27 protein-coding genes and 1 riboswitch are annotated in these 25683 nt (G+C 69.2%); of the genes, 7 read left to right on the forward strand and 20 right to left on the reverse strand.

Features of this window, described 5'->3' with window-relative positions; genetic code table 11:
* The 6 genes from ACTOWL_RS08215 to ACTOWL_RS08240 form a co-directional block, all read right to left on the reverse strand.
* Positions 1–1670, reverse strand: a 1670-nt coding sequence (locus tag ACTOWL_RS08215) for an NTP transferase domain-containing protein (protein ID WP_441320721.1), incomplete at its 3' end; no start/stop codon positions are given.
* Positions 1667–2377: an XdhC family protein gene (locus ACTOWL_RS08220; protein ID WP_441320722.1), complete on the reverse strand. Its 711-nt coding sequence runs from the start codon at positions 2375–2377 to the stop codon at positions 1667–1669. The genes ACTOWL_RS08215 and ACTOWL_RS08220, both read right to left, overlap by 4 nt.
* The gene (locus ACTOWL_RS08225) at positions 2374–2694 is read right to left on the reverse strand and encodes an XdhC family protein (RefSeq protein ID WP_441320723.1); all 321 of its coding nucleotides are present in this window, start codon (positions 2692–2694) and stop codon (positions 2374–2376) included. Before ACTOWL_RS08225 ends, ACTOWL_RS08220 begins: the two co-directional genes overlap by 4 nt.
* Entirely contained in the window at positions 2691–3944 is a 1254-nt protein-coding gene (locus ACTOWL_RS08230; RefSeq protein WP_441320724.1) for a vWA domain-containing protein, read from the reverse strand. Before ACTOWL_RS08230 ends, ACTOWL_RS08225 begins: the two co-directional genes overlap by 4 nt.
* Positions 3937–4500, reverse strand: a complete 564-nt coding sequence (locus ACTOWL_RS08235; protein WP_441320725.1) for a GNAT family N-acetyltransferase — start codon at positions 4498–4500, stop codon at positions 3937–3939. The genes ACTOWL_RS08230 and ACTOWL_RS08235 overlap by 8 nt, the downstream gene beginning before the upstream one ends.
* Complete coding sequence (locus tag ACTOWL_RS08240; RefSeq protein WP_441320726.1) at positions 4497–5435, reverse strand: AAA family ATPase; 939 nt, start codon at positions 5433–5435, stop codon at positions 4497–4499. The genes ACTOWL_RS08235 and ACTOWL_RS08240 overlap by 4 nt, the downstream gene beginning before the upstream one ends.
* 98 nt (positions 5436–5533) lie before the next feature.
* On the opposite strand from ACTOWL_RS08240, the gene ACTOWL_RS08245 reads away from it, so the two are divergent.
* A complete protein-coding gene (locus tag ACTOWL_RS08245) occupies positions 5534–6271 on the forward strand; it encodes an SDR family NAD(P)-dependent oxidoreductase (RefSeq protein WP_441320727.1) in 738 nt (245 codons plus the stop codon).
* Between the two features lie 6 nt (positions 6272–6277).
* Here ACTOWL_RS08245 and ACTOWL_RS08250 read toward each other — a convergent pair whose 3' ends face one another.
* The gene (locus ACTOWL_RS08250; RefSeq protein ID WP_441320728.1) at positions 6278–7486 is read right to left on the reverse strand and encodes an adenylate/guanylate cyclase domain-containing protein; all 1209 of its coding nucleotides are present in this window, start codon (positions 7484–7486) and stop codon (positions 6278–6280) included.
* Positions 7487–7532: 46 nt separating this feature from the next.
* On the opposite strand from ACTOWL_RS08250, the gene ACTOWL_RS08255 reads away from it, so the two are divergent.
* Positions 7533–7871, forward strand: coding sequence for a type II toxin-antitoxin system Phd/YefM family antitoxin (locus tag ACTOWL_RS08255; RefSeq protein WP_441320729.1), 339 nt, complete (start codon positions 7533–7535; stop codon positions 7869–7871).
* Positions 7871–8275 carry a type II toxin-antitoxin system VapC family toxin gene (locus ACTOWL_RS08260; protein WP_441320730.1) on the forward strand — a complete coding sequence of 135 codons (405 nt, stop codon included), beginning with the start codon at positions 7871–7873 and terminating at the stop codon, positions 8273–8275. The genes ACTOWL_RS08255 and ACTOWL_RS08260 overlap by 1 nt, the downstream gene beginning before the upstream one ends.
* Before the next feature lie 57 nt (positions 8276–8332).
* Here the strand turns inward: ACTOWL_RS08260 and ACTOWL_RS08265 are convergent, their stop codons facing one another.
* From ACTOWL_RS08265 to ACTOWL_RS08285, 5 genes are all read right to left on the reverse strand, one after another.
* Positions 8333–9130 carry an FAD binding domain-containing protein gene (locus ACTOWL_RS08265; protein WP_441320731.1) on the reverse strand — a complete coding sequence of 266 codons (798 nt, stop codon included), beginning with the start codon at positions 9128–9130 and terminating at the stop codon, positions 8333–8335.
* A gap of 10 nt (positions 9131–9140) precedes the next feature.
* Positions 9141–11501 (reverse strand): xanthine dehydrogenase family protein molybdopterin-binding subunit, encoded by a 2361-nt coding sequence (locus tag ACTOWL_RS08270; protein WP_441320732.1) that lies wholly within the window; start codon positions 11499–11501, stop codon positions 9141–9143.
* Positions 11502–11514: 13 nt separating this feature from the next.
* A complete protein-coding gene (locus ACTOWL_RS08275) occupies positions 11515–12006 on the reverse strand; it encodes a (2Fe-2S)-binding protein (protein WP_441320733.1) in 492 nt (163 codons plus the stop codon).
* 148 nt (positions 12007–12154) lie between these two features.
* The gene (locus ACTOWL_RS08280; protein ID WP_441320734.1) at positions 12155–12931 is read right to left on the reverse strand and encodes an SRPBCC family protein; all 777 of its coding nucleotides are present in this window, start codon (positions 12929–12931) and stop codon (positions 12155–12157) included.
* A 143-nt stretch (positions 12932–13074) separates the two neighbouring features.
* A complete protein-coding gene (locus ACTOWL_RS08285; RefSeq protein WP_441320735.1) occupies positions 13075–13230 on the reverse strand; it encodes a hypothetical protein in 156 nt (51 codons plus the stop codon).
* A 190-nt stretch (positions 13231–13420) separates the two neighbouring features.
* On the opposite strand from ACTOWL_RS08285, the gene ACTOWL_RS08290 reads away from it, so the two are divergent.
* The 3 genes from ACTOWL_RS08290 to ACTOWL_RS08300 are packed head-to-tail and all read left to right on the forward strand — an operon-like array spanning position 13421 to position 16482.
* On the forward strand, positions 13421–14806 hold the full coding sequence (locus ACTOWL_RS08290) for a sodium:proton antiporter (RefSeq protein WP_441320736.1): 1386 nt from the start codon (positions 13421–13423) through the stop codon (positions 14804–14806).
* Positions 14807–14819: 13 nt separating this feature from the next.
* A complete protein-coding gene (locus ACTOWL_RS08295) occupies positions 14820–15827 on the forward strand; it encodes a GNAT family N-acetyltransferase (protein WP_441320737.1) in 1008 nt (335 codons plus the stop codon).
* Positions 15814–16482, forward strand: coding sequence for a class I SAM-dependent methyltransferase (locus tag ACTOWL_RS08300; protein ID WP_441320738.1), 669 nt, complete (start codon positions 15814–15816; stop codon positions 16480–16482). The genes ACTOWL_RS08295 and ACTOWL_RS08300 overlap by 14 nt, the downstream gene beginning before the upstream one ends.
* Here ACTOWL_RS08300 and thiQ read toward each other — a convergent pair.
* From thiQ to thiB, 3 genes are read right to left on the reverse strand one after another with little or no spacing between them, the layout of a single operon-like run.
* A complete protein-coding gene (gene thiQ / locus ACTOWL_RS08305) occupies positions 16479–17216 on the reverse strand; it encodes a thiamine ABC transporter ATP-binding protein (protein ID WP_441320739.1) in 738 nt (245 codons plus the stop codon). The genes ACTOWL_RS08300 and thiQ overlap by 4 nt on opposite strands.
* Positions 17197–18819, reverse strand: a complete 1623-nt coding sequence (gene thiP, locus ACTOWL_RS08310; RefSeq protein ID WP_441320740.1) for a thiamine/thiamine pyrophosphate ABC transporter permease — start codon at positions 18817–18819, stop codon at positions 17197–17199. The genes thiQ and thiP overlap by 20 nt, the downstream gene beginning before the upstream one ends.
* Positions 18820–18878: 59 nt before the next feature.
* Positions 18879–19880, reverse strand: a complete 1002-nt coding sequence (gene thiB / locus ACTOWL_RS08315) for a thiamine ABC transporter substrate binding subunit (protein WP_441320741.1) — start codon at positions 19878–19880, stop codon at positions 18879–18881.
* A 52-nt stretch (positions 19881–19932) separates the two neighbouring features.
* Positions 19933–20037, reverse strand: a riboswitch (TPP riboswitch).
* Between the two features lie 124 nt (positions 20038–20161).
* Here thiB and ACTOWL_RS08320 point away from each other — a divergent pair.
* A complete protein-coding gene (locus ACTOWL_RS08320; RefSeq protein ID WP_441320742.1) occupies positions 20162–20830 on the forward strand; it encodes a peroxiredoxin in 669 nt (222 codons plus the stop codon).
* Positions 20831–20848: 18 nt separating this feature from the next.
* On the opposite strand, the gene lepB is transcribed toward ACTOWL_RS08320, so the two are convergent.
* The 5 genes from lepB to ACTOWL_RS08345 all read right to left on the reverse strand — a co-directional run bounded on the left by lepB (position 20849) and on the right by ACTOWL_RS08345 (position 25682).
* The gene (gene lepB, locus ACTOWL_RS08325; protein WP_441320743.1) at positions 20849–21553 is read right to left on the reverse strand and encodes a signal peptidase I; all 705 of its coding nucleotides are present in this window, start codon (positions 21551–21553) and stop codon (positions 20849–20851) included.
* Positions 21550–22488: an acetamidase/formamidase family protein gene (locus ACTOWL_RS08330; RefSeq protein ID WP_441320744.1), complete on the reverse strand. Its 939-nt coding sequence runs from the start codon at positions 22486–22488 to the stop codon at positions 21550–21552. Before ACTOWL_RS08330 ends, lepB begins: the two co-directional genes overlap by 4 nt.
* 72 nt (positions 22489–22560) lie before the next feature.
* The gene (locus tag ACTOWL_RS08335) at positions 22561–23412 is read right to left on the reverse strand and encodes a carbohydrate ABC transporter permease (RefSeq protein WP_441320745.1); all 852 of its coding nucleotides are present in this window, start codon (positions 23410–23412) and stop codon (positions 22561–22563) included.
* 4 nt (positions 23413–23416) lie between these two features.
* Positions 23417–24340: a carbohydrate ABC transporter permease gene (locus ACTOWL_RS08340; RefSeq protein ID WP_441320746.1), complete on the reverse strand. Its 924-nt coding sequence runs from the start codon at positions 24338–24340 to the stop codon at positions 23417–23419.
* Positions 24341–24413: 73 nt separating this feature from the next.
* Positions 24414–25682, reverse strand: coding sequence for an ABC transporter substrate-binding protein (locus ACTOWL_RS08345; protein ID WP_441320747.1), 1269 nt, complete (start codon positions 25680–25682; stop codon positions 24414–24416).
* Position 25683 lies beyond the last annotated feature (1 nt).

The raw sequence follows: 25683 nt of genomic DNA on the forward strand, positions 1-25683 counted from the left end.
CGACTGGGCGGAGAGCGCCTCGATCCTCGGGTCGGAACTTGGGTTGCGGAGAGGGGCGACAGCGTCTCCGGCGTGTCGACGTCGAACAGCACGGCGGTGTCGCCGGCCTCGATCTCGACCACCTCGTCGGCATGCTCGCCGATCAGGTGGCGGGCGCCGACATCGCCGGCGACCGACGCCATGGCCGGGAAGAAGCGGCGGTCCCACAGCACCGGGTTGCCGCGCTTGCCCTGATGGGTCGGCACCACGATCGAGCGGCCCTCCGTCGGCGCATAGGCGGCGACCAGGCGCTCGATCAGCCGCGGGCTGATCCGCGGCATGTCGCCGAGGCAGACCAGCGCGGCGTCGGTCTCGTGCGGCAGCGCCGCCAGCCCGGCGGCGAGCGAGGTGCTGAGCCCCTCGGCATAGCGCGGATTGGCGGTGAAGGTGACCGGCCGGTCGGCCAGCGCCGCCTCGACCTGCTCGCGCTCATGGCCGGTGACGACGACGACCGGGCCGATGCCCTTGGTCCCGAGCACGGCGTCAACGGCGTGCGCCACCATCGGCTTGCCCTCGACCGGGGCCAGCAGCTTGTTCAGCTCGCCCATGCGGCGCGACTGGCCGGCGGCCAGCACCACCACGCCGACATTCGGCGCATGCGGCATGCCGTTGCCGTCGGCGGCACGGTCGCGGGGCAGGGGGCGGCTGGGGATCTCGGCCAGCAGGCCGCCGACGCCCATCGCCATGACGTCGAGGCGGGTGACGGTCAGGCCGGCGGCGATGCGCTGCAGCACCCAGTCGAAGCCGTTCAGCTTGGGCGACCGGGCGCAGCCGGGCAGGCCCAGCACCGGCATGGCGCCGATGCGGCCCATCAGGATCAGGTTGCCGGGGTCGACCGGCATGCCGAAATGCTCGACGATGCCGCCGCAGGCCTCGATCGCCGCCGGCAGCACGTCGCGCCGATCGGTGATCGCCGAGGCGCCGGCGATCAGCAGCAGGTCGAGGCCGAGATTCTGCACCATGCGGATCTCGCTGGTCAGCGCCGGCGCCTTGTGGTCCGACCGGCGTTCGCGCGCCAGCGTGCCGCCCAGCCTGGCCAGCCGCTCCGCCGTCACCTGGGCGGTCTTGTCCAGCACGCCCGGCTTGGTCGTCGGCAGCTTCGTCTGGATCAACCCGACCTTGAGCGGCCGGTAGCGGGCCAGGCGCAGCGCCGGCCCGCGCTGGGGCAGGGCGGCCATCACCTCGACCAGCGACTCCGCATCGCCCGGCGCGGCGACGGGGATGATCTTGACCGTCGCCACCATCTGCTTCGGCGCGACCTCGGCCCATTCCGGCAAAGTGGCGATGGTGATCGATTCGTCGAGCCGGTTCAGCCGGTCGATCCGCTCGCGGTCGATCACGACCACGCCGGCGGCCTCGGCATAGAGGTTGACCCGGCCGGTGAAGGCGGCGCTGGCGCTCAGCCCCGGCCCCTGCACCGCCGTGGCCACCCGCTCCGCCGCCTGGTCCTCATGGACATCGTCGCGCTCCAGCCGCGCCGCCTGCACCTCCTCGACGCCGGCGGCCTGCAGCGCCGCGATGTCGGCCGCGCTCAGCCGCCGGCCCTTGCGGAACAGCGTGCCGGCGGCGGCGACGGTGTGGGCCAGGATGGCGCCGGTGGCCTCGGCGACGGGCAGGGAGCCGAAGATCACGCGGGGGCCTTTCCGAGCGGTTCGGCGCCGTGCAGCACCGCGGTCATCTGCGCCATCACCGAGATCGCGATCTCGGCCGGGGATACGGCGCCGAGGGCGAGGCCGGCCGGGCCGTGGATCCGGGCCAGCGCATTGGCCCCGTGGCCGAGCGCGGTCAGCCGCTCGATCCGCCCGGCATGGGTCTTCCGGCTGCCGAGCGCGGCGATGTAGAAGGCCGGCGACCGCAGCGCCACGTCCAGCGCCGGGTCGTCCAGCTTGGGGTCATGGGTCAGGGTGACGACCGCGGTGCGGCCGTCCGGCTTCAGTGCCGTCAGGCCGTCATCCGGCCATTCGGTGCTGACCTTCACGCCGGGGAAGCGCTCATCCGACGCGAAGGCCCGACGCGGGTCGATCACGGTGACGTCGTAGCCGGCCAGCGCCGCCATCGGCGCCAGCGCCTGGGCGATGTGGACGGCGCCCACGATCGCCAGCCGCAGCGGCGGCACGAAGGCCTGGATGAACAGCTTGCCGTCCGCGGCGGTGCGGCTGCGGTTGTGGCGAAGCGCCTCCTCGATGGCGCCCTGCAGCGACTCGTCGACCGGCAGGTCGCCGGTCACCGCGCCGTCGACCACCAGGGACTGGGCGCCGCTGGCCAGGTCGGTGACAAGCGCGGCGGTCCGGTGCTCGGTCCGGGCCGCCTGCAGCGCGTCGAGGATCTCGCGCTTCACGACAGCCGCTCGACGAAGACCTGGACCTTGCCGCCGCAGGCCAGCCCGACGTCCCAGGCCTGCTCGTCGGTGACGCCGAAATCGAGCAGCCGCGGCTTGCCGTCTTCCATCACCTCGAGCGCCTCGCGCACCACGGCGCCCTCGATGCAGCCGCCGGAGACCGAGCCCTGCATCCGGCCGTCGCCGTCGATCACCAACTGGCTGCCGGCCTGGCGGGGCGAGGAGCCCCAGGTCGAGACCACGGTGGCCAGCGCCACCGGACGCCCCTCGGCGGCCCATGCCGAGGCCAGGGCCAGCACATCGTCATGATCGGTCATTGCACCATCTCCTGCTGGGCGGCGAGGTGCCGCCATCGGGCCATGCGTCTGTCGCCCCGCGCAGAGTCCTCGGCCAGCACATCCACCAGCGCGGCCAGGCTGGCCAGGCTGTGGACCGGTCGGAACTCGTCGACATGCGGCATCAGGGCACGCGCCCCCATAGATCTTGGCGCATAGCCGTCCCAACGCAACAGGGGGTTCAGCCAGATCAGGCGTCGGCTGCTGCGATGCAGCCGGTCGATCTCGTCCTCCAGCCGGTCGCCGGCGTCGCGGTCGAGCCCGTCGGTGATCAGGATCACCACCGCGCCCTGGCCCAGCACGCGGCGGCCCCAGACCCGGTTGAACTCGGCCAGGCAGGCGCCGATGCGGGTGCCGCCGCCCCAGTCCTGCGCCGCCCTTCCGACGCGGTCGAGCGCATCGTCGACATCGCGGCGGCGCAGCTGCCGGGTGATGTTGGTCAGCCGGGTGCCGAAGACGAAGCTGTGCACCCGGTCGCGCTCGGTCGTCACGGCGTGCAGGAAATGCAGCAGCATGCGCGAATACTGGCTCATCGAGCCGGAGATGTCGCACAGCACCACCAGCGGCGGCGGCCGGGTCCGGCGGATGCGCCGCGCCAGATCGATGGAATGGCCGCCGGCGCGCAGCGACTGGCGCAGCGTCTGGCGCATGTCGACCAGCGGCGCCGAATGGTGCGGGGCGTAGCGCCGGGTCGGCACGTCGCGCACCGGCAGGCGGAAGCGCGCGATGGCGGCCCGGGCGCGGGCCAGCTCCTCGGCGCTCATCTGCTCGAAATCCTTGTGCTGCAGCTTCTCGCGCTCGGAGAAGGTCAGGCTGGCGTCGACTTCAAGCTCCGGCGGCTCCTCGGCGTCGTCGGGCGCCTCGCCGCGGCCGGGCTGGTTGCGGTCGGCGAAGGCCTCGGCGACCCGGCGGTTGACCGCGCGCTCCTCCTCCTTGCCGGTGCGGATCTGCGGCAGCATCAGCGTCATGGCGCGCTTCAGCATGTCCGGATTGCGCCAGAACAGGTGGAAGGCCTGGTCGAAGATCTCGCGCTGGTCGCGCCGGTTCACCAGCGTGGCGTGCAGGGCCCAGTAGACGTCCTGCCGGCTGGCGATGCCGACCGTCTCCAGCGCCTCCAGCGCCGCCAGGGTGCGGCCAGGCCCGACCGGCAGGCCGGCGGCGCGCAGGGCACGGCAGAACTGCATGACGTTGAGGGCGAGGCGGCCGGTCTCGGCCGGGGCGGGATCAGCCATGGCGGCTGCTCCACTCCTCGGCGAGCAGGGCATAGACGACATCGTCGCACCATTCGCCCTTGGCCCAGACCGAGCGCCGGAAATGCGCCTCGCGGCGGAAGCCCAGCCGCTCGAACAGAGTGACGGAGCGGATGTTGCGCGGGTCGATCGAGGCCTGCAGGCGGTGCCGGACCTCGTCCGCGAACAGGCGGCGGATCAGCGCGTCCAGCGCCTCGGTGGCATGGCCGCGCCCCTGGGCGGCGCCGGCGAAGGTGACGCCCAGCTCCATCAGCCGTGGCTCCCCGGCCAGGACATGGATTCCGATGTCGCCCAGCAGCCGGTCGTCCGAGCGGTCGGCCACGGCGATCTGGAACCACTGGCCCGGCAGGCCATAGGCGGCCGCCTCCATCCCGGCGACGAAGGCCTCGGCCTCCTCGCGGCTGCAGCCGTCCCAGCCCTGCCAGCGCGCGACCTCGGGGTCGTCGCGATAGGCGCGGAACGCCCCGGCATCGCGCGCCGCGAAGCGCCGCAGGACCAGGCGGTCGGTCCGGATCGGGGCGAAGCCGCCGTCGCTCATACCGGCATGGTCACCGCGGCGGCGGCCGCGGCGTTGATCTCCGCCCGCATCTCGGACAGCAGCCGGGCCGCCTCGGCGCCCTGGATGCGCTCGATGTCGTCCTGGTACTTCAGGATGGTGCCGAGCGTGTCGCGCACCACGTCGGGATCGAGTTCCAGCGCATTCAGCTCGGTCAGCGCCTGGGCCCAGTCCAGCGTCTCGGCCACGCCGGGATGCTTGAACAGGTCCAGACGGCGCAGCTTCTGCACGAAGGCGACGATCTGGGCGCTCAGCGCCTCCGGCGTGCCCGGCGCCTTGGCATGCAGGATGGCGCGCTCGCGCTCCGCATTCGGGTAGTCGACCCAATGGTAGAAGCAGCGGCGCTTCAGCGCGTCGTGGATCTCGCGGGTGCGGTTCGAGGTGACGATGACGATCGGCGGCTCGGCGGCCTTGATGGTGCCGAGCTCCGGGATCGTCACCTGGAAGTCGGACAGCATCTCCAGCAGGAAGGCCTCGAACGGCTCGTCGGTGCGGTCCAGCTCGTCGATCAGCAGCACGGCCGGGCCGGCGACGTCCGGCTCCAGCGCCTGCAGCAGCGGCCGGCGGATCAGGAAGCGCTCGGCGAAGATGTCGCTGGCCAGCTGGTCGCGATCCTGCACGCCGCCGGCCTCGGCCAGGCGGATCTCCAGCATCTGGCGCTGGTAGTTCCACTCATAGACCGCCGAGGCGATGTCGAGGCCTTCGTAGCATTGCAGCCGCACCAGACGGCGGCCAAGGGTCGCCGCCAGCACCTTGGCGATCTCGGTCTTGCCGACCCCGGCCTCGCCCTCCAGGAACAGCGGCCGCTTCAGCCGCAGGGCCAGGAACAGCGCGGTCGCCAGCGGCCGGTCGGCGACATAGTCGCCGCGCGACAACAGGGCGAGGGTCTCCTCGACGGAGGCAGGCAGAGCGTTCATCAGACGAATCCCAATTTTCCGGCAGGATACGGGCATGGACGGGCAGGGGCCAGTGCCACCGCTGCCGCGGGCCGCCGCCCGGTGCTAGACTGAGCGTCATGACTGATCTCAAAAATCGGGTGGCCCTGGTCACCGGCGGCTCGCGCGGCATCGGCAAGGCGGTCGCCCTGGCGCTGGCACAGGCGGGGGCGGCGGTTGCCGTGAACTATCGCGAGCGCGGCCAGGAGGCGGAGGCTGTCGTCGAAGCCATCCGCAACAGCGGTGGCCGCGCTGCCGCTTTCGGTGCGGACGTTTCGCTTGGCGCCGCCGTGCACGGCATGGTCCACGACGTGGAGGACCGCCTCGGCCCGATCGACATCCTGGTCAACAATGCCGGCATGGCGGCGGTGCGCGGCCTCGATGACATCACCGAGGAGGATTTCGACCGTTCCATCGCGGTCAACCTGAAATCCGCCTTTCTCTGCACCCAGGCCGTCCTGCCGGGCATGCGGGCGCGGCGCTGGGGCCGGATCGTCAACATCTCGTCCATTGGGGCCCGCATCGGCTCCGGCTCGGTCAGCATCGCCTACGCCGCCGCCAAGGCCGGGCTCGAAGGCCTGACGCGCGGCTATGCCCTGCGGCTCGCGCCGGAGGGCGTGACGGTCAACGCCGTGGCGCCGGGCCTGGTCGACACGGAGATGGGCCAGCCGCTGATCGCGGCGGGTGTCGTCGCTCGCATCCCGGTCGGGCGCGCCGGAACGGGAGACGAGATCGCCCGGGCAGTCATGCTGCTGGTCGACAACGGCTACATCACCGGCCAGACGGTCGCGGTCAACGGCGGCTCGCTCTTCTCTTAACGCTGGCTAAGCCGCGTTCGGGATCGTCTCGCCGCGCAGTTCGGCGGCCGGGGTGAACAGCTCCTGCGGTCTGGGCACGCCGCGCAGGCGGCGGGTGCCGCAGGAGACCAGGCGCACCGGGCTCAGCTCGGCGAAGCGGGACGAGGTCAGGATGCGCCGGCCGATCAGCTTGGTCATCTGCTCGATCCGGGCCGCCCGGTTCACCTCCGGCCCGACCACGGTGAAGTCGAGCCGGTCGGGCGCGCCGATATTGCCGAAGATCACCTCGCCGACATGCAGCGCGATGCCGGCGTTGATCGCGTCCAGCCCTTCGGTCCGGCGGCGGTCGTTCATGGCATCGAGGCCGGCGAAGGCGTCCAGCGCGCCGATCAGGCTGCGGGCGCAAGCCTCCGCTGCCGCCTCGCCGTCGCCGAGGCGGAAGATGGCGAGAATGCCGTCCCCCATGAACTTCAGCACCTCGCCGCCGGCGCCGTGCACCGCGCCGACGACGATGGTGAAGTACTCGTTCATCAGCTGCAGCAGGGCGTCGCGCGGCGTCGCCTCGGCCCGGGCGGTGAAGCCGCGCATGTCGCAGAACAGGATCACGGCTTCGAGCGACCGGGCGCCGCCGCGGACCACCTCGCCCTCCAGGATCCGCCGGCTGGCCTCGCGCCCGACATAGGTCTCGAGCAGGTGGGCCATCTTCTGCCGGTCGACCATGATCTCGCAGACGGCGCCGAGCGCGGGCACGATGCGCTGCACCAAGGCGATCTGGTCGGCCGAGAATCCGTCCGGACGGTCCGAGACCATGCTGAAGCCGGCAGTCCGCGGCTCGTCGGTGCCGAAGCGCATCGGCATCAGCACATAGTCCGCCGCGCCCTGGTCGTGCAGCTCCTGCAGCAGAGGGAATTCCAGATTCGCCTCGGGGCCGACCAGCCGCCGGCGCACCATCCGGCCGGTGCGGTGCAACAGTCCCATCGGGCTATTCTGATAGATCGGACCGTCCGCCCGTTCGCGCTCAAACCGGATCTCGCGCACTTGGTCCAGCGCCGGCCGCCATTCATAGGACGCCGCGCTGATCAGGGGATGGAATTGCGGCAGGAGGAAGTTCAGGCGCCACAACGGGAACCCGGCCCGGACCAGGCGCTGGGCCACCTCCTGCAGCACCGGGGCTGGTGAGGGCAGGGCGCGCGCCGGCCCGAGCAGCCAGCAGATGATCTCGTCGGGATCGAGCATGTCCTGAGAATGGGCGGTGATCACAGATTCGGGAAGATGGCACGGCATGCAATGGCAGGCGGAGGATAGCGCTCCTTTGCAAGCCGGGGTGCTCGTGATAGTTTCGACCAGTCGATTCAACCAGTTGGGTGGTCACTGCATGCGCAGAGTCCAAGCGTCCGACGCCAAGACCCATCTGCCCCAGTTGCTGAGCGAGGTTGAACGCGGCGAGACCATTGTGATCACCCGGCACGGCCGGGCGATTGCCCGCCTCGTTCCCGAGACGGACCAGCGGCAGGATCGCTTGCGTCACGTCAAGGAACAGATCGCCGCCTTCCGCCGATCGGTGCCGCCTCTCGACGTGGAAGACGTCCTGTCCGCCCGTCACGAAGGGCACAAATACTGATGCCGTTCGTGGTCGATGCCTCGGTGTCGGCCTGCTGGCTGTTGCTGGATGAGTCGGATTCCCGCGCCGATGCCGCTTTTGCCAGGCTGGACACGGATCAGGCCATGGTGCCGGCGTTGTGGTGGTTCGAGATCCGCAACATCTTCATCATCAACGAAAGGCGCGGCCGCGTCGATGCAGCCGATACCCATCGTGCCCTGGCCTTGCTGGAGGGTTTGCCGATCCTGGTCGACCGGACGCCGGACGAGTCTTTGAATCTGACCCTGGCCCGCCGCCACCGCCTGACCGTCTACGATGCTGCCTATCTCGAGCTGGCGCTGCGCAACGGCCTGCCGCTTGCCACCCTGGACGCCGAGCTTTCGGCAGCGGCGCGGGCCGAGAACGTCGAATTGCTGGGGACCTGACGGCAACGGCCTGTCCCCGGTCTCCCGGAGACAGGCCGTCCGTCGGGAGCAGGAGGATCAGCCGGCGGCCTGGACCGCCCGCTTGGCCATCACCTTGACCAGATGGGCCCGGTATTCGGCCGAGCCGTGGATGTCGCCGTTCATGCCGCCGGGGCCGACCGACAGCCCGTCCAGCGCCGTCGCCGAGAAGCTGCCGGCCAGCGCCTGCTCGGCCTCGGTCCAGCGGAACACCCCGTCCGAGCCTGCGCCGGTGACCGCGACGCGGATGCCGGCGGCGGTCTTGGCCACGAACACCCCGACCATGGCGTAGCGGCTGGCCGGGTTGTCGAACTTGATGTAGGCCGCCTTCTCCGGCTTCGGGAAGTGGATCGCGGTGATCAGTTCGTCCTCCGCCAAGACCGTGGTGAACAGACCCTGGAAATAGTCGGCGGCCGCGATCTCGCGCTTGGTCGTGCGCATGGTGGCGCCAAGGGCCAGCACCGCCGCGGGATAGTCGGCGCTGGGGTCGTTGTTGGCGACCGAGCCGCCGAGGGTGCCGCGGTTGCGGACCTGGGCGTCGCCGATGTCGCCGGCCAGGGCGGCGAGGGCGGGGATCACCCGCTGCACCACGTCCGACGCCGCGACCGCTGCATGGGTCGTCATGGCACCGATGGTCAGGCCGCCATTCTCCTCCTTGATCCCCTTCAGCTCGGCCGCGCCGCCGAGGTCGACGACGTCGGAGGGCGAGGCCAGGCGCTGCTTCAGCGTCGGGATCAGGGTCATGCCGCCGGCCAGGAACTTGCCGTCGGAGGCGGCGGTCAGCTTGGCCACCGCGTCGGCCGCGGAGGAGGCCTTGTGGTAGTTGAAGGCATACATGGTCGTCTCCTCACTCGGCAGCCAGAGCGGGTGTGTGGATCGCCCGCCACACCCGCTCCGGCGTCGCCGGCATGTTCATGTCGCGGCCGATGGCATCGGTGATCGCGTTCATCAGCGCCGGCGGCGACGCGATCGCCCCGGCCTCGCCGCAGCCCTTCACCCCGAGCGGGTTGGAGGGGTTGATGGTCTCGATCATGCCGACCTTGAAGCTCGGCAGGTCGTCCGCCCGCGGCATGCAGTAATCCATGAAGGAGCCGGTCAGCAGCTGCCCGGTCTCCAGGTCGTAGGCGCAGTTCTCCATCAGCGCCTGGCCCAGGCCCTGGGCGAGGCCGCCATGGACCTGGCCCTCGACGATCATCGGGTTGATCACCCGACCGAAATCGTCGACCGCCGAATAGCTGGCGATGGTGACGACGCCGGTGTCGGGGTCGACCTCGACCTCGCAGATCTGGGTGCCGGCCGGGAAGGTGAAGTTGATCGGGTCGTAGAAGGCGCTCTCCTCCAGCCCCGGCTCGACCCCCGCGGGATAGTTGTGCGGAACGTAGGCGGCGAAGGCGACCTCCTGGATCGTCTTGGCCCGGTCGGTGCCGGCGACGGTGAACTTGCCGTCCTTGAACTCGATGTCGGCCTCGGCCGCCTCGAGCTGGTGGGCCGCGATCTTCTTGCCCTTGGCGATGATCTTCTCGGCCGCCTTGAAGATGGCGGAGCCGCCGACGGCGAGCGAGCGCGAGCCGTAGGTGCCCATGCCGAAGGGCGTCTTGTCGGTGTCGCCATGCACGACCTCGACCTGGTCGGCCGGCACGCCGAGATAGCTCGACATCAGCTGGGCGAAGGTCGTCTCGTGACCCTGGCCGTGGCTGTGACTGCCGGTGTGGACGGTGACGTTGCCGGTCGGGTTGAACCGGATCTTGGCCGATTCCCACAGGCCGACGCCGGCGCCCAGCGACCCCACCGCGGCCGACGGCGCGATGCCGCAGGCCTCGATGTAGCTGGAGAGGCCGATGCCGCGCAGCTTGCCGCGGCTGGCGCTCTCGGCCTTGCGGGCCGGGAAGCCGGCATAGTCTGCCAGCGTCAGCGCCGCCTCCAGCGCCTGGGGATAGTCGCCGCAATCATAGGTCATGATCACCGGCGTCTGGTACGGGTACTGGTTCGGCTGGACGAAGTTGCGGCGGCGGATCTCCGCCGGGTCCAGCTTCAGCTCGCGCGCCGCCAGCTCGACGATGTGCTCGATGACATAGGTCGCCTCCGGCCGCCCGGCGCCGCGATAGGCGTCGACCGGCGCGGTGTTGGTGTAGACGCCGTCGACCTCGCAGTAGATCGCCGGGATGGCGTATTGGCCGGACAGCAGCGGCGCGTAGAGGAAGGTCGGCACGCAGCTGGCGAAGGTCGAGAGATAGGCGCCGAGATTGGCCGTGGTGTGCACGCGCAGGGCCAGGAACTTGCCGTCCTGGTCCAGTGCCAGCTCGGCATGGGTGACGTGGTCGCGGCCATGTGCATCGGCCAGGAAGCTCTCGCTGCGCTCGCCGGTCCACTTCACCGGCCGGCGGACCTTCTTCGCCGCCCAGACACAGACCGTCTCCTCGGCATAGATGAAGATCTTCGAGCCGAAGCCGCCGCCGACATCGGGCGCGATCACCCGCAGCTTGTGCTCCGGCGCGATGCCGATGAAGGCGGACAGCACCAGCCGGGCCACGTGCGGGTTCTGGCTGGTGGTGTAGAGGGTGAAGCTGTCCGAGCCGCGGTCGTATTCGCCGATCGCCGCCCGCGGCTCCATCGCGTTCGGGATCAGCCGGTTGTTCTGCAGGTCCAGCTTGGTGACATGGGCGGCGCGGGCGAAGGCGGCCTCGACATCGGCCTTGTTGCCCAGCTCCCACTCATAGACGGTGTTGGCCGGGATGTCGTCATGCACCAGGGACGTGGCGCTGCGGGCGCTGTCGGTGGCGACGACGGCCGGCAGCTCCTCGTAGTCGACCTCGATCTTCTCGGCCGCGTCCTTGGCCTGGTCCTTGGTCTCGGCGATCACCACCGCGACATGGTCGCCGACATAGCGGACCTTGCCCTGGGCCAGCGCCGGGTGCGGCCCGGCCTTCATCGGCTCGCCGTTCTTCGACTTGACCAGCCAGCCGCAGATCAGCCCGCCGACCTTGTCCTTGGCCAGGTCGTCGCCGGTGAACACGGCCAGCACGCCGGGCGCCGCCTGGGCCGCGCTGGTGTCGATGCCGCGGATCCGGGCATGGGCCACCGGCGAGCGCAGGAAATAGGCATGCGCCTGGCCGGGGCGATCGATGTCGTCGGTGTAGTGACCGTTGCCGGTCAGAAAGCGATAATCCTCCTTGCGGCGCAGCGGGGCGCCGATGCCGTCATGTGCCATGATCGCGCCCCCCTCATTCGGCCGCAACGCGCTGGCCGCCGGATTTGGCGGCGCAGTCGAGGACGGCCTTGACGATGTTGTGGTAGCCGGTGCAGCGGCAGATGTTGCCTTCCAGCCAGTCACGGACCTCGTGCTCGGTCGGGTTCGGGTTGGTCTGCAGCAGGTCGACCGCGCTCATCACCATGCCGGGCGTGCAGAAGCCGCATTGCAGGGCGTGATTCTCGCGGAAGGCCTCCTGCATCGGGTGCAGCGTGCCGTCGGCGGCGGCGAGGCCCTCGATCGTGGTCACCGCGCTGCCTTCGGCCTGGACGGCCAGCATGGTGCAGGACTTGACCGACCGGCCGTCGACATGGACGACGCAGGCGCCGCACTGGCTGGTGTCGCAGCCGACATGCGTCCCGGTCAATTGCAGGTGTTCGCGCAAAAGCTGTACGAGCAGTGTGCGCGGTTCGACCTGCCGCGTCACCGACCTCCCGTTCACCGTCAGGGTCACGGTGGTGGTCATGGATTCCTCCCAAGCTGGCGTCAGGCCGACCGATACCCGCCGCGGCTGTTCAGCGCCGCTTGCGGGCGGCCGGTCAGGCCACCCGGAACGAAGGCTAAGGTTTCGTCAGACGTTCGGTCAAGCGAGCCGAAGGTCGGTTCCGCCTGCGTTACAAATACAGGTACAGCAGCACCAGCACGATCACGACCAGGGCCGTGATCCAGACCGCCGGGCTCAGGCCCCCGCGGCGCTCCTCGGCCACGGGCGGCGGGGCGGGGCGAGGCGGTGGAGCGACCGCAGGCGCGGGCTTCGGCGCCGGCTCGGTGGCAGGCACAGGCTGCGGCGCGGGAATCGGCTCGGCGGTGGCGAAGCCCGGGGCCTCGGCCGGGCTCGGCGGCGTCACCACCGTCTCGGCCGGGACCGGAGTCGGAACCGGGATCTCGGGCGCGGCCGCAGCCGGCGCGGGGGCCGGGGTGGGAGCGGGCGCCGCGGCGCCAGCCCCGGCGCGCTGCTCCATCTCGGCGGCGAAGCGGGTGAAGAAGTCGTCGGCCATCTTCTTGGCGGTGCCGTCGATCAGCCGGGCGCCGAGCTGCGCCAGCTTGCCGCCGATATTGGCCTTCACCGCGTAGCGCAGCATGGTGCCGTCGCCGTCCTCGACCAGCTTGACGTCGGCGCCGCCCTTGGCGAATCCGGCGGCGCCGCCCTTGCCTTCGCCGGAGATGGTGTAGCTCTCGGGCGGGTTCAGGTTGGACAGGGTGACCTGGCCCCCGAAGCTGGCCTTGACCGGCCCGACCTTGGCGGTGACGGTCGCCGTCATCTCGGTCGGCGAGGTCTTCTCCAACGTGTCGCAGCCGGGAATCGACCGGCGCAGCACCTCGGGGTCGTTCAGCCCCTCCCAGACCACCGACCGCGGCGCCGCGATCCGATGCTCGCCTGTCATCTCCATGGCACGATTCCTTCGTCTTGAGCCGGCCGGCTCCGTCCTGTCGAAGCTAGTGCGGCCCATCGGCGGCGACAACCCTACCTAAATACGAGCCATGGCGTTGAGATCCAGGTCGCTCGAATGGGCTATGGCGTGATAAATCGGATTTAAGAGCCCAGTTTCTCGCGCAATTCTTTGATCTGCGCGTCGCGCACCTTTACACGAGCTTTTAACATCTCTACTTCGGCTTTGGCCTCTTCTTTCTCGGCAATGAGTTTTCGTTCGCGAGCGCTGTAGTTCGTATCTCCAGGTTTGCGTGCCATGTCCGAGTCCTCTATCCAGAAATCTATCGATAAATTTGCAGATAAACTGGCTTCCGTCAACCGGGTTGGCTAGCCCTGCCGTCATCGCCATACTCCGGCCGCCTGAAGCAAGAACGGGGAAGGGGTGTTCATGCCGGTGTTTCGACAAGCCCGCCGCCGCGTCGGAGTCGCGGCGGGAGCGATAGCTTTAATGTCGATCGCACCGGCCCGGGCTGCCACCGAAGGTACCCCCCATCTGAACGGGTCCGAGCTCGGCCTGGCCTGGATCATTCCCTTCGCCGGCATCCTGCTGTCGATCGCGCTGCTCCCACTGATCCGGCCGCATTTCTGGCACCATCATTTCGGCAAGGTCGCCGCCTTCTGGGGCCTGGCCTTCCTGGTGCCCTTCGCCGCCATCCATGGCGCCGATCTGGCGCTGTACGAGGTGCTGACCGTCGCGCTGACCGAATACCTGCCCTTCATCATCCTGCTGGCGTCGCTGTTCGTCGTCGCCGGCGGGGTGCGGCTGAAGGGCACGCTGGTCGGCACACCGGCGGTCAATCTCGGCATCCTTTTCGTCGGCACCGCCATCGCCAGCTGGATGGGCACCACCGGCGCCTGCATGCTGCTGATCCGGCCGCTGCTGCGCGCCAATGAGAACCGGCGCTACCGCGTCCACACGGTGGTGTTCTTCATCTTCCTGGTCGGCAATATCGGCGGCGCGCTGACGCCGCTGGGCGACCCGCCGCTGTTCCTCGGCTTTCTGCAGGGCGTGTCGTTCTTCTGGCCGACCCGGCACCTGCTGCTGCCGATGCTGGCCTGCTCGGTCATCCTGCTGGCGGTCTATGCCGTCCTCGACACGGTGCTGTTCCGGCGCGAGCACGGGCTGCGCGAGGTGCCGCCGGAGCCGCGCGTGCCGTTCGGGCTGGAGGGCGGGATCAACCTGCTGTTGCTCGTGGGTGTCATCGGCGCGGTGCTGCTGAGCGGCGTCTGGAAGCCGGGCGTCGAGCTGACCGTCCATCACGTGCCCGTGGCGCTGGAGAATCTGGTCCGCGACCTGCTGCTGATCGCCATCATCGGCCTGTCCTGGATGCTGACCTCACAGGAGAGCCGGCAACTCAACGACTTCAACTGGTTCCCGATCGTCGAGGTCGGCAAGCTGTTCGCCGCGATCTTCGTCACCATCGTGCCGGCGATCGCGATCTTGCGTGCCGGCCGCGACGGGGCGCTGGCCGATCTGGTCGACCTCGTCGGCGGCACCGGCGAGCCGAACAACCTGGCCTATTTCTGGCTGACCGGCGCCCTGTCCAGCTTCCTCGACAACGCGCCGACCTATCTCGTGTTCTTCAACATGGCCGGGGCCGACGCGCAGCACCTGATGGGGCCGCTGGCAACGACGCTCGGCGCCATCTCCGCCGGCGCCGTGTTCATGGGGGCCAACACCTATATCGGCAACGCGCCGAACTTCATGGTGCGGTCGATCGCGCAGGAGCGCGGCGTCGCCATGCCCAGCTTCTTCGGCTACATGGCCTGGTCCTGCGGCATCCTGCTGCCGCTGTTCGTGCTGGTGTCGCTGCTGTTCTACGCGGGAGCGTGAGCGAGGAAGGCGAATGAAACGCCGGGCTATCGAGGTGGTCGACTACGACCCGGCCTGGCCGGCACGGTTCGAGGAGATCCGCGCCGGGCTGGAGCGGTTGCTGGACGGTCTCGTCCTCGATATCCACCACATCGGCAGCACGGCGGTGCCCGGCCTTTGCGCCAAGCCGAAGATCGACGTCGACATCGTGCTGCGCTCGGCCGCCGCAATTCCCGAGGCGATCGCGCGGATGCAGGCGGCCGGCGACTACGCCGATCACGGCGACAGGCATCGCGACGGCATGTGGACCTTCACCACCGGCCGCGGTTCGCGCGGGCAGCGGCTGTATCTCTGCGCGCCGGGCACCGCGACGCATCTGCGCCGGATGCTGTTCCGGGACCATCTGCGTCACCATCCCGACGCCGCGGCCGCCTATGCCGCGCTGAAGCGCCGGCTGGCCTCCGAGACTGAGGACGATTGGGATTACTACACCGGCGGCAAACGATCTTTCGTTGACGAGACCGTGCGTCGGGCGGCTGCCGAGCGGATCGATAGCGTTTCTGGCGGGCGCAGCGAGATCTGCAGGGCCATCCTGGAGGATTTGCCGCGATGGTTTGGCATTCCGGCGGCGAGAGAGGCCTATGTCGCGGCTGCGGCCGACCTGCCGATGCTGGCTTGCAGGGCGTCGGACGGGTCTGCGCTCGGCTTCGTCTCGATAAAATTCCAGACCACCGCTGCCGCCGAGATCCACATCCTGGGCGTCCGGCTTGACTGGCATCGCAGCGGCATTGGTCGCGCGCTGGTGGATGCGGCCGACCAGTTCGCGGCGCATCGGGGATGCCGTTACCTAACGGTCAAGACGCTTTCGCCGGCAAAACCAGACCCGGCCTACGAGTGCACACGGCAATTCTATCATGCCGTCGGCTTCGCCCCGATTGAGGATCTGCCGACACTGTGGGGTGCCGACAATTCGTGTCTGCTCATGCTCCGCCCGGTCAACTCGCCGAGACAGCCGAAAGCGCCGCTCGATGTACGACTATGACGCCCAGTACCGGCGCCTGCGGCATGCGGGGCTGCCCGGATGGGCCGGCGATCAATACGAGCGTGGGCTGGCCGGCGTGGCCGAGACGCTCGATCGGCTGGAGCGGGAGGGGATTCTGCCGGCGCCGCCGGCCCGGATGCTCGAGCTCGGCTGCGGCAACGGCCTGTCGTCGTATCTGATGGCCGGGAAGGGGTATGAGGTCCACGGCATCGACATCGCCGGGACCGTCGTGGCCTGGGCGCGGGAGCGGTTCGCGGCGGCCGGGCTCCGCGGATCGTTCCACCAGGGCACCGTCTGCCGCATGCCCGTCTTCGCCGATAGTTCCTTCGACATCGTGTTCGACGGCAGCTGCCTGCACTGCCTGATCGGCGGGGACAGGGGGCTGTGCCTTGCGGAAGTCCGCCGCATCCTGCAGCCCGACGGGGTCCTCGTGGTCAGCAGCATGTGCGGCGAGCCCCGATCCGGCGACGCCAGGGCCCGCTTCGATTCGCGGACGTACTGCCTGATGCAGGACGATCACCCTTACCGGACCCTGAAGCCCTTGGCGGCGATCGAGGCCGAACTCGCGGAGGCGGGTTTCGCGGTGCGGGATCGCAGCGTCCGCGTCAATCCGTGGTGGGACCACGCCACGCTGGTCTGCAGCCGGGCAGGCTAGCTCGCCGGCCCGACATAGCCGAGATAGTCGGCGATCTCCGGCAGGGGCGGGCGGGTCAGCAGCTCGGTCGCCGGGCCGGTGGCGGCGATGCGGCCGTCCTCGATGAAGGCCGCCTGCGCGTCGATGCCGGGCAGGGCGTCGAGCTGGTGGCTGACCATCAGCACGGTCAGGCCGCGCTCCTGCCGCAGCCGGTCGACCAGTTGCACCATCTCGCGCCGCTGCGCCGGGCCGAGCGCGGCGAAGGGCTCGTCCAGCAGCAGGATCGGGCGGTCGCGCACCAGGCTGCGGGCCAAGGCGACGCGCTGGCGCTCGCCGCCGGACAGCTCCGCCGGCCGGCGCGCCTCCAGCCCCGACAGGTCGACATGGGCCAGCGCCTCCTGCACCCGCGCCGCGTCGGCCGGGCTCAGCCGCCCCGGATGCAGGCCCAGCGCCACATTCTTCGCCGCCGTGAGATGCGGGAACAGGTTGTGGTCCTGGAACAGCGTGGTGACCGGCCGGGCCGCCGGTGGCAGGCCCGTCGCGTCGCGGCCGAGCAGGCGCAAGGCGCCGGACAGCGACGCTTCGAAGCCGGCGATCAGGTTCAGGAGCGTGCTCTTGCCGGCGCCGCTCGGCCCGAACAGCACGACGAAGGCGCCGGCCTCGACCGTCAGGTCGAAGCGCATCGCCATCGCCTCGTAGCGATAGGTCAGGCCCTCGATCTCAATTGCGTTTCTTTCAGTCTGGGGCTTGGCCACCGAAGATCCTCTCGATCAGGCCGAACAGGGCCAGCCCCATCAGCACCAGCAGCAGCACCACGGTCGACGCCTCCTGCAGCCGGTAGGCGCCGAGCAGCTGCGCCACCAGCATCGGCAGGGTCTGGTTGCCGTCGCTGCCGAACAGGGCGGCGGCGCCGAGGTCGCCGAACGCCAGCCCCGCCGCGATCGCCATGGCGAAGCCGGCCGGCCGGCGCAGCAGCGGCCATTCCACCAGCCGCAGCCGAGCCCAGCCGGACAGGCCCAGGCTGTCGGCCAGCCTGCCGTGCCGATGCTGCGCCAGCTCGGCGGCGCCGACCAGCAGGCGCAGCACGAAGGGCAGGGCCATCAGCGCATTGACCATGGCGACGATCGGCAGCGCCCAGAACCGCAGGTCGGCGGTGCCGAGCAGCATGACGAACAGCCCGGCGCCGAGCGCCAGCGGCGGCACCACCAGCACCACAGTGCCGCTCAGCTCGAACAGCCGCGCCAGCCGGTGGCGGCGTCTCCCGATGCGCAGCACGGCGATGCTGTGCGCCAGCGCCCAGCCCAGCACCAAAGCGAGCGTGGCGGCGCCGAGGGCGACAGCCAGGCTGCGCCCGGCGGCGTGCCACAGGGCCGGGCTGGACAGGATCGGCTTGCCGATGCCGCCCAGGCCCTCGACCAGGATCGCGACCAGCGGCAGCAGCACGTAGCCGGCGGCCAGGGCCAGCACCACGGCGTCGATCGTCCGGGCTGCCCGCGTCTGGCCGTCGCCGCGCAGCACCGGCCGGCCGACGCCGCCCTCGTCGGCGACACGGCCGGTCAGCCGCATCGCCGCCAGCACCAGCAGGGCGCAGAGCGCGACCTGGAGCAGCGACAGGGCGACGGCGCGGCCGGGGTCGAAGTCGAAGCGCAGCGCCTGGTAGATCGCGATCTCGATGGTCGCCGAGGCCGGGCCGCCGCCGAGAGTCAGGACCACGGCGAAGCTGGTGAAGCACAGCAGGAAGACCAGTGCGGCGAGGCCGGGCAGCTGGCGCCGCAGCATCGGCCATTCGACCAGCCGGAACAGGTCGGCGCCGCGCAGCCCCAGCATCGACGCCAGGCGCCAGCTCTCGGCCGGGATGGTGCCCCAGGCCGCCAGCAGCACGCGCACGGCGAAGGGCATGTTGAAGAACACATGCGCCAGCAGGATCCCGGTCAGGCCGTAGATGTTCGGCCGGATGGTCAGCCCCAGCGCCGCGAACAGGTCGGCGAGCAGGCCGGAGCGGCCGAACACGGTGAGGATGCCGAAGGCGCCGGCCACCGCCGGCACGATCATCGGCAGCCCGAACAGGCGCAGCAGCAGGGTGCGGCCGGGGAAGCGGCGGCGCGACAGGGCGCGGGCGACCGGGATGGCGATGGCGACGCTGATCAGCGCCGACAGCCCGGCCTGCAGCGCGGTGAAACGCAGCATCGACCAGAGATAGGGGTCGGCCCAGACGGAGAGCAGGTCGATCCCGGACGCGGCGCGGAGGAGGCCGGTCGCCGCCGTGGCGATCAGCGCCAGGATGGCAAGCAGGGCCAGCAGGCCGGGCAGGGAGGGAAGTGCACTCCCCGTAGGTTGGGTTCGCCGTGGCGAACCCAACAGGCTGGCTCCGCCGCGGGATGTTGGGTTCGCGGGCCGCGAACCCAACCTACGTGGGCTCAACGACTGGTCGCCTGCAGCCATTCGGCGATCCAGGCGGCGCGGTTGGCGGCGACCTCCTCCGGCGGATACAGCAGGGCCTTGGCCGGGGTCGGCAGGGCCTTGTAGGCGTCGGGCAGGCCGGCCTTCGGCGTCACTGCCGGATACATCCATTGCGTCGTCGGCAGCAGGTCCTGGAACGCCGGGCTCAGTATGAAGGCGAGGAACCTGTCGGCCAGCTCCGGGTGCGGGGACGAGGCCAGCTTGGCCGCGACCTCGACCTGGAGGTAGTTGCCCTCGCTGAACACCGCGGCGCCGACGTTGCTGTCGTTCTCCGCGATCACGTGATAGGGCGGCGAGGTCAGATAGCTGAAGGTCATCGGCACCTCGCCCTTGCGGAACAGGCCGTAGCTCTCGCTCCAGCCCGGGGTCACGGTGAGGATCCGTGGCTTCAGCTTCGCCCAGGCCTCCGGCGCCTTGTCGCCGTACACCTGCTTGACCCAGAGCAGCAGGCCCAGGCCCGGCGTGCTGGTGCGCGGGTCCTGGATGGTCAGCTCCAGGTCGCTGTTCTCGACCAGGTCGTGCAGGCTCTTCGGCGGGTTCGGCACCTTGGTCTTGTCATAGACGAAGGCGAAGTAGCTCCAGTCGAAGGGCACGAAGACCGGATCGGTCCAGGCCACCGGCAGCGACAGGCCGTCGAGCTTCTGCCCGTGCGGGGCGAAGAGGCCGGTCGCGGTCGCCTCGGCGGTCAGGTTGGTGTCGAGGCCGAGCACGATGTCGGCCTGGCTCGACTTGCCCTCCAGCTTCAGCCGCGACAGCAGGGCGACGCCGTCCTCGACCGAGGTGAACTCGACGGTGCAGCCGCATTCGGCCTCGAAGGCCTTCTTCACCTGCGGGCCCGGCCCCCATTCGGCGGTGAAGGATTCATAGGTGTAGACCTTGAGCACCGGGGTCTCGGCCGCGGCCGGCCCGGCGAGGGCGGAGGTCAGGGCCGTCAGCAGGACGGCGGCAAACAGGCGCATCGCGTTTCCTCCGCTGGGTCGAGGCGGAACGGAGAGGGACGTGCCGATGCCTGAGGCGTCGTCTCGCGCTCCCTCCGCCGGCATGACCCGGATCAGGTTCGTCGGGTTGACGCTGACGCGCCTCTCAGCCCCCGTTCGGGCACCCCGGCAAGACGCGCGCATCATCGGGGCGCGCCTTGCGTGTGTCAACGAGGTGACAGGCCGCCTTGCGACAAGGCTCCTGATGACATCGGCTCCGCGGCACGGTAAAATTACAAAATTAACGATAACTGGAGGTAAAAATGACCGGACCGCTCGCGATTGGTGAGGACGCGCCCGATTTCGAAGTCGAGACCACCGAGGGGCGGATCCGCTTCCACGACTGGCTCGGCTCGTCCTGGGGCGTGCTGTTCTCGCATCCCAAGGACTTCACCCCGGTGTGCACCACCGAGCTCGGCGCCGTGGCCAAGCTGAAGCCGGAGTTCGACCGCCGCGACGTCAAGGTGATCGGCCTCAGCGCCGACCCGGTCGACCGGCACGAGAGCTGGGCCCAGGACATCAAGGAAACCCAGGGCTACGCACCGAACTTCCCGGTGATCGCCGATTCCGAGCTCACCGTCTCCAAGCTCTACGGCATGCTGCCGGCCGATGCCGGCACCACCTCGGAGGGCCGCACCGCTGTCAACAACCAGACGGTGCGCAACGTCTACGTCGTCGGCCCGGACAAGAAGATCAAGCTGGTGATCTCCTACCCGATGACCACCGGCCGCAACTTCGACGAGGTGCTGCGGGTGATCGATTCGCTGCAGCTGACCGCCAAGCACAAGGTCGCCACCCCGGCCGACTGGCAGAACGGCCAGGACGTCATCATCGTCACCTCGGTCTCGGACGAAGAGGCGAAGCAGAAGTTCCCGGCCGGCTTCAAGACGCTGAAGCCCTACCTCCGCACCGTCGCCCAGCCGCGCGACTGATGTCCGGACGCCCCGGGCTCAGTCGAGCCCGGGGACGCTATTCGGCGGCACCAGCCAGCCGGAATTGGGTCGCAGCCGGTAGACGGCGCGGCCGATGATGTTCCCGATCGGCACGTAGCCCAGGTCACTGCGGCTGTCGAGGCTGTTGTCGCGATTGTCGCCCAATGTGAAGCAGTGATCGGCAGGAACGACGTATTCCGCGGTGTGGTCGAACGGACCTGTGTCGCTCCGTTCCAGGATTTCGTAAGGTTCTGGCGGTTCGCCGTCTGATGGCGGCAAGGTCTCGACATATCGATGCATCACCTTATTCTGGCCGCGTAGAGCTATCGTGTACGGGGCGAGCTCACGACGTTTCGCCAATTTTTGATTGATCGACAAACGGCCATCGGTCAATTGGACCCGGTCGCCCGGCAAACCAACCACGCGCTGAACAAAGACGAGTGACGTGTTGCGCGGCGGGCGGAACATGATCACGTCGCCTCGGCGCGGCGTCTTTCCAGCATCGCGCAGATCCGCCACGAACACGTCACCTGGGACCAGCGTCGGCGCCATGCCGGCGCTGGGGATGTTGAAGCTGCGCACAGGAATGCCGGCGGCGACGAAGCGGGCAACGATGCCGGCGCTGTCGATCCAGTCGCCGAGCGTCGCCGCGGCGGCCGGGCCTGCCGACAGGGCCAGCAGGGCGGGTCCGGCGAGCCTGATCGCCTCGCGCCGGCGCATCATCGGCCCAGCAGGCTCTTCGCCATCATCATGTGCACGCCCTTGCAGCCGTTCACGGTCTGGGTGATGCGCAGGTCGCCGGCCAGGCTGCACAGGGTGTAGGCGTCGTACCGCGACAGCCCGGCGGTCTCGCCCAGCAGCACGATCATGTCGCGCAGCGCCATCTCGGCGCAGCGGTCAAGGTCGGGGTCCATCCCCATGGTGATGTGGTGGGTCGGGGTCTCGGCGCGGGGATAAGCGAAGCCGAGATCGTCGCGGATGATCAGCCGGAAGGTGCCCTGCAGCGCCGTCTCGATCGCGGTGATGCACACCTCGCCGTCGCCCTGCGCGCCGTGGCCGTCGCCGCAGGAGAACAGGGCGCCATCGTTGAAGATGGGCAGGTAGAGCGTGGTGCCGGCCACCAGCTCCTTGTTGTCGATGTTGCCGGCATGGGCCCGCGGCTGGATCGAGCTGATCCGGCCCCAGCCCTTCGGCGGCGCCACGCCCATGACGCCGAAGAAGGGCCTGAGCGGCAGGTCCAGCCCCCAGGGCAGCCGGGCGGTGCCGGACGCGGCGTCGAGCGGGATGTTGAGCAGCCGCTCTTGCTCGAAGTCGTAGGGCAGGGTGCCGGCGAGCGGCCGGATCACGTTGTAGCCCCAGTCCTGGCGCAGCGAGACGTCGAGGATCCGCACCTCCAGCACCTGGCCGGCTTTGGCGCCGCGGACCGCGACCGGGCCGGTCAGGATGTGGCCGGGAGTCGACCGGTCGCAACGCTGATGGATCTCGTGGATCTCGGGCGGGATGTGGAAATCGCCCTTGGGCAGCACGTCCGGCCCGCCCGACACGGTGTCGATCACCACCGTGTCGCCGCTGTCGACCGTCAGCACCGGCTCGCGCGCGGCGTCGAAATAGCCCCAGGCACAGGTCTCGGCCGACGCGGTCACATGGTGTCGCGGCATGATCGGGTTCCCTCCGGTGGAGCCGACACGCTCGGCCGTTTCGGCGTCGCGTTCAAGCCCGGAGGGAACAGATCAGCCCTTCACCGCGCCGGCGGTCAGCCCTTGCACCAGGTAGCGCTGGATCACGGCGAAGAAGATGCACACCGGGATCAGCGCCAGCACCGAGGCCGCGGTCATCTGCCCCCAGTCGACGCCGAACTTGGCGACGAAGGTCAGCAGGCCGACGGCGAAGGTCTTCTGGCTGTCGGAGTTGATCAGCATCAGCGCGAACAAGAGTTCGCTCCAGGCCGCGGTGAACACGAAGCCCAAAGTCGCACCCATGCCCGGCAGGGTCAGCGGCAGGATCACCCGGCGCAGCGCCTGGAACCGGCTGCAGCCGTCGATCATCGCCGCCTCCTCCAGGTCCTTCGGGATGGCGTCGAAGAAGGACTGCATCAGGAAGGTGGCGAAGGCGACATTGAAGGCGCTGTAGATGACGATCAGCCCCATCAGGTTGTTGGTCAGCCCGAGCGGCGCCATCAGCCGGTAGACCGGCGGGATGATCATCACCAGCGGGAAGGTCTGGGTCAGCAGCAGCACGAACATCACCACCGGCTTGGCCTTGAAGCGGAAGCGCGAGAAGGCGTAGCCGGAGGCCGAGGCGCAGAGCGTGACCACCGCCGCGGTGGCGATCGAGACGATGACGCTGTTCAGGAAATAGCGCGGGAAGTTGCTGGCGGTGAGCACCGAGCTGAAATTCGCCAGCGTCCATTCCGACGGCCAGAAGGTGATGCCTTCGGAGAACAGCAACTGGGTCGGGGTGACCGAGATCTTGATCAGCCAGTACAGCGGGAACAGCGCGAACAGCAGATAGGCGCCGATGCCGAGGTAGAAGCCGGTGCCGCCGACAAGGCGGCCGAGGGGCGAGCGTCCGACGACGGTCATGGTCTCATTGCCCCGCGAGCAGGCTCTTGCGCATCCGGATCAGGATGGCGGCGTAGAGCAGGAGGAGAAGCAGCAGCACCGTGGCCACGGCCGAGGCGTAGCCGAAATTCAGCCGCGAGAAGGCCTGGGCGAAGATGTAGGTCGACAGGATGCTGGTGGCGTTGGCCGGGCCGCCATTGGTCATCACCCAGATCAGGTCGGCGAAGGTGGCGATCCAGATCGTGCGCAGCAGCACGGTGATGGCGATGGTCGGCGCCAAGAACGGGATGGTGATCCGGGTGAAGCGCTGCCAGGCGCCGGCGCCGTCGATCGCCGCCGCCTCGTAGTAGTCGCCCGGGATCGCCTGCAGCGCCGCCAGCAGGGTGATGGCGAAGAACGGGATGCCGAACCAGACATTGGCCAGGATCGGGCCCCACATGGCGAGGTCCGGGTCGGACAGGATGTTCAGCGGCTCCGGCAGCATGCCGAGATCGGCCATCCAGTAGGGCAGGGGCCCGACCACCGGGTTGAACAGCCAGGCGAAGACCAGGCCGGACAGGAAGGTCGGCACCGCCCAGGGCAGGAACACCAGCGCCTGGGTCAGCCGCTTGCCCGGGAAGTCCCGGTTCAGCAGCAAAGCGAGGCCGAGCCCGCCGAAGAACTGGAACACCAGGCTGCCGACGGTCCACCAGACGGTGTTCTTCAGCGCCCGCCAGAAATTGGGGTCGACGACCAGCGTCTCGAAGTTCTTCAGCCCGGCCCAGGTGGGTTTCCCGAACGGCCCGAAATTCTGGAAGGCATAGGACAGCCCGACGATCAGCGGCACCAGCATGCTGAGCGTCAGCAGGATGATGGCCGGGCTGAGATAGAGCCAGGGCTCCAGCGCATTGCCCAGCGCGCGGCGGAAAGATCCCGGGCGAGTGCCCGGGATCGCATGGGTCACGGTCATCTGACTCGTCTTGTGTATCGACTCGTCATCCCGGGCGCATCTCAGCGCGCACGGGATGACGGCCCGGTTGACGTCACTTCTTGCCGGCCAGGAACTTCTGCTGCGCGGTGGTGAGGTAGTCGGCCCACTCCTTGGACACGTCGGCGGTCGGCTTCTGGCCCAGCAGGGCCTCCTGGAAGCTCTGCACCGACATCACGTCGAAGAAGTAGCCGAACTCCTCGAGATGGGCCGGCCACGGGATCGGCTGCCAGCGCGGGTCGTTCAGCTCCTGGAACCAGCCGGCATAGCGCTCGCCGGCGAAATGCTCGTCCTGCTCGGCGCCCTTGTGGATCGGCAGCACGCCGACGAACTTGGCCCAGTCCTTGTTCTGGGCGCTGTCGAGCAGGAAGGACATCAGCTTCCAGCTCTCCTCCTTGTGCTCGCTGTTGGCGAACATCGACCAGCCGGCATAGCCGATCGAGGGATAGGCGTGGCCGCCGGGCCCGAGCGGCATCGGCGCCACCGCGAAATCCTCCGGCTTCATATGGTCGAGGATGCCGATCATGGCGTCCGGATCATTGTCCAGCATCGCGCAGGTGCCGGAGTAGAAGCCGGTGACGGTCTCGTTGAAGCCCCAGTTCAGGCTGTCCTTCGGCGCGCCGCCGGCCTTGTACAGGTCGACCAGGAACTGCATGCCCTTGGCCGCGTCGGCGTCGCCGAGGGTCGAGGTGCCGTCGTCGTTGAAGAACTTGCCCTTGCCGTCCATGGTCAGCATGAAGAAGGCGGTGCCGCCGGTGCCGCCCTTGCCGCCGCGCAGGCAGTAGCCGGTCTTGCCGCCGCCCAGCGCCGCGATCTTTTTCGACACGTCCATGAACTCGTCGAGCGTCTTCGGCGGGGCCGCGACGCCGGCCTCCTGGAACAGCTTCTTGTTCCAGTACAGGCCGCGCAGATAGAAGCCGTAGGGCACCATGTAGGGGGTGTCGTTCACGGTCTTCGAGAACTGCACCGCCCGGTCGCCCAGGGTCTTGGCCTCATCCCATTTGGCGATGTAGGCCGACAAGTCCTCGAGCTGGCCGTTGTTGGCGTAGAGCGACATCCAGCGCTCCGGCATCTCGGCGATGTCCGGGGTCTCGCCGGCCTGGACCATGGTCAGGAATTTTTCGAACGCCTCGCCCCAGGGCAGCGAGACGATCTCGACATGCACGTCGGGGTTGGCCGCCTCGAACTTGCCGATCTGGCCCTTCAGGAACTCGGTGCGCTGCGGGCTGGTGATGACCTCGACCAGCTTGAGGTTGGTATCGGCCAGCGCCGGGCCGGTGAAGGCGATGGTGGCCAGACCGGCCAGGAGCAACAGTCGTTTCATT

The sequence above is a fragment of the Inquilinus sp. CA228 genome, assembly GCF_052078665.1.
Lineage (GTDB): Bacteria > Pseudomonadota > Alphaproteobacteria > DSM-16000 > Inquilinaceae > Inquilinus.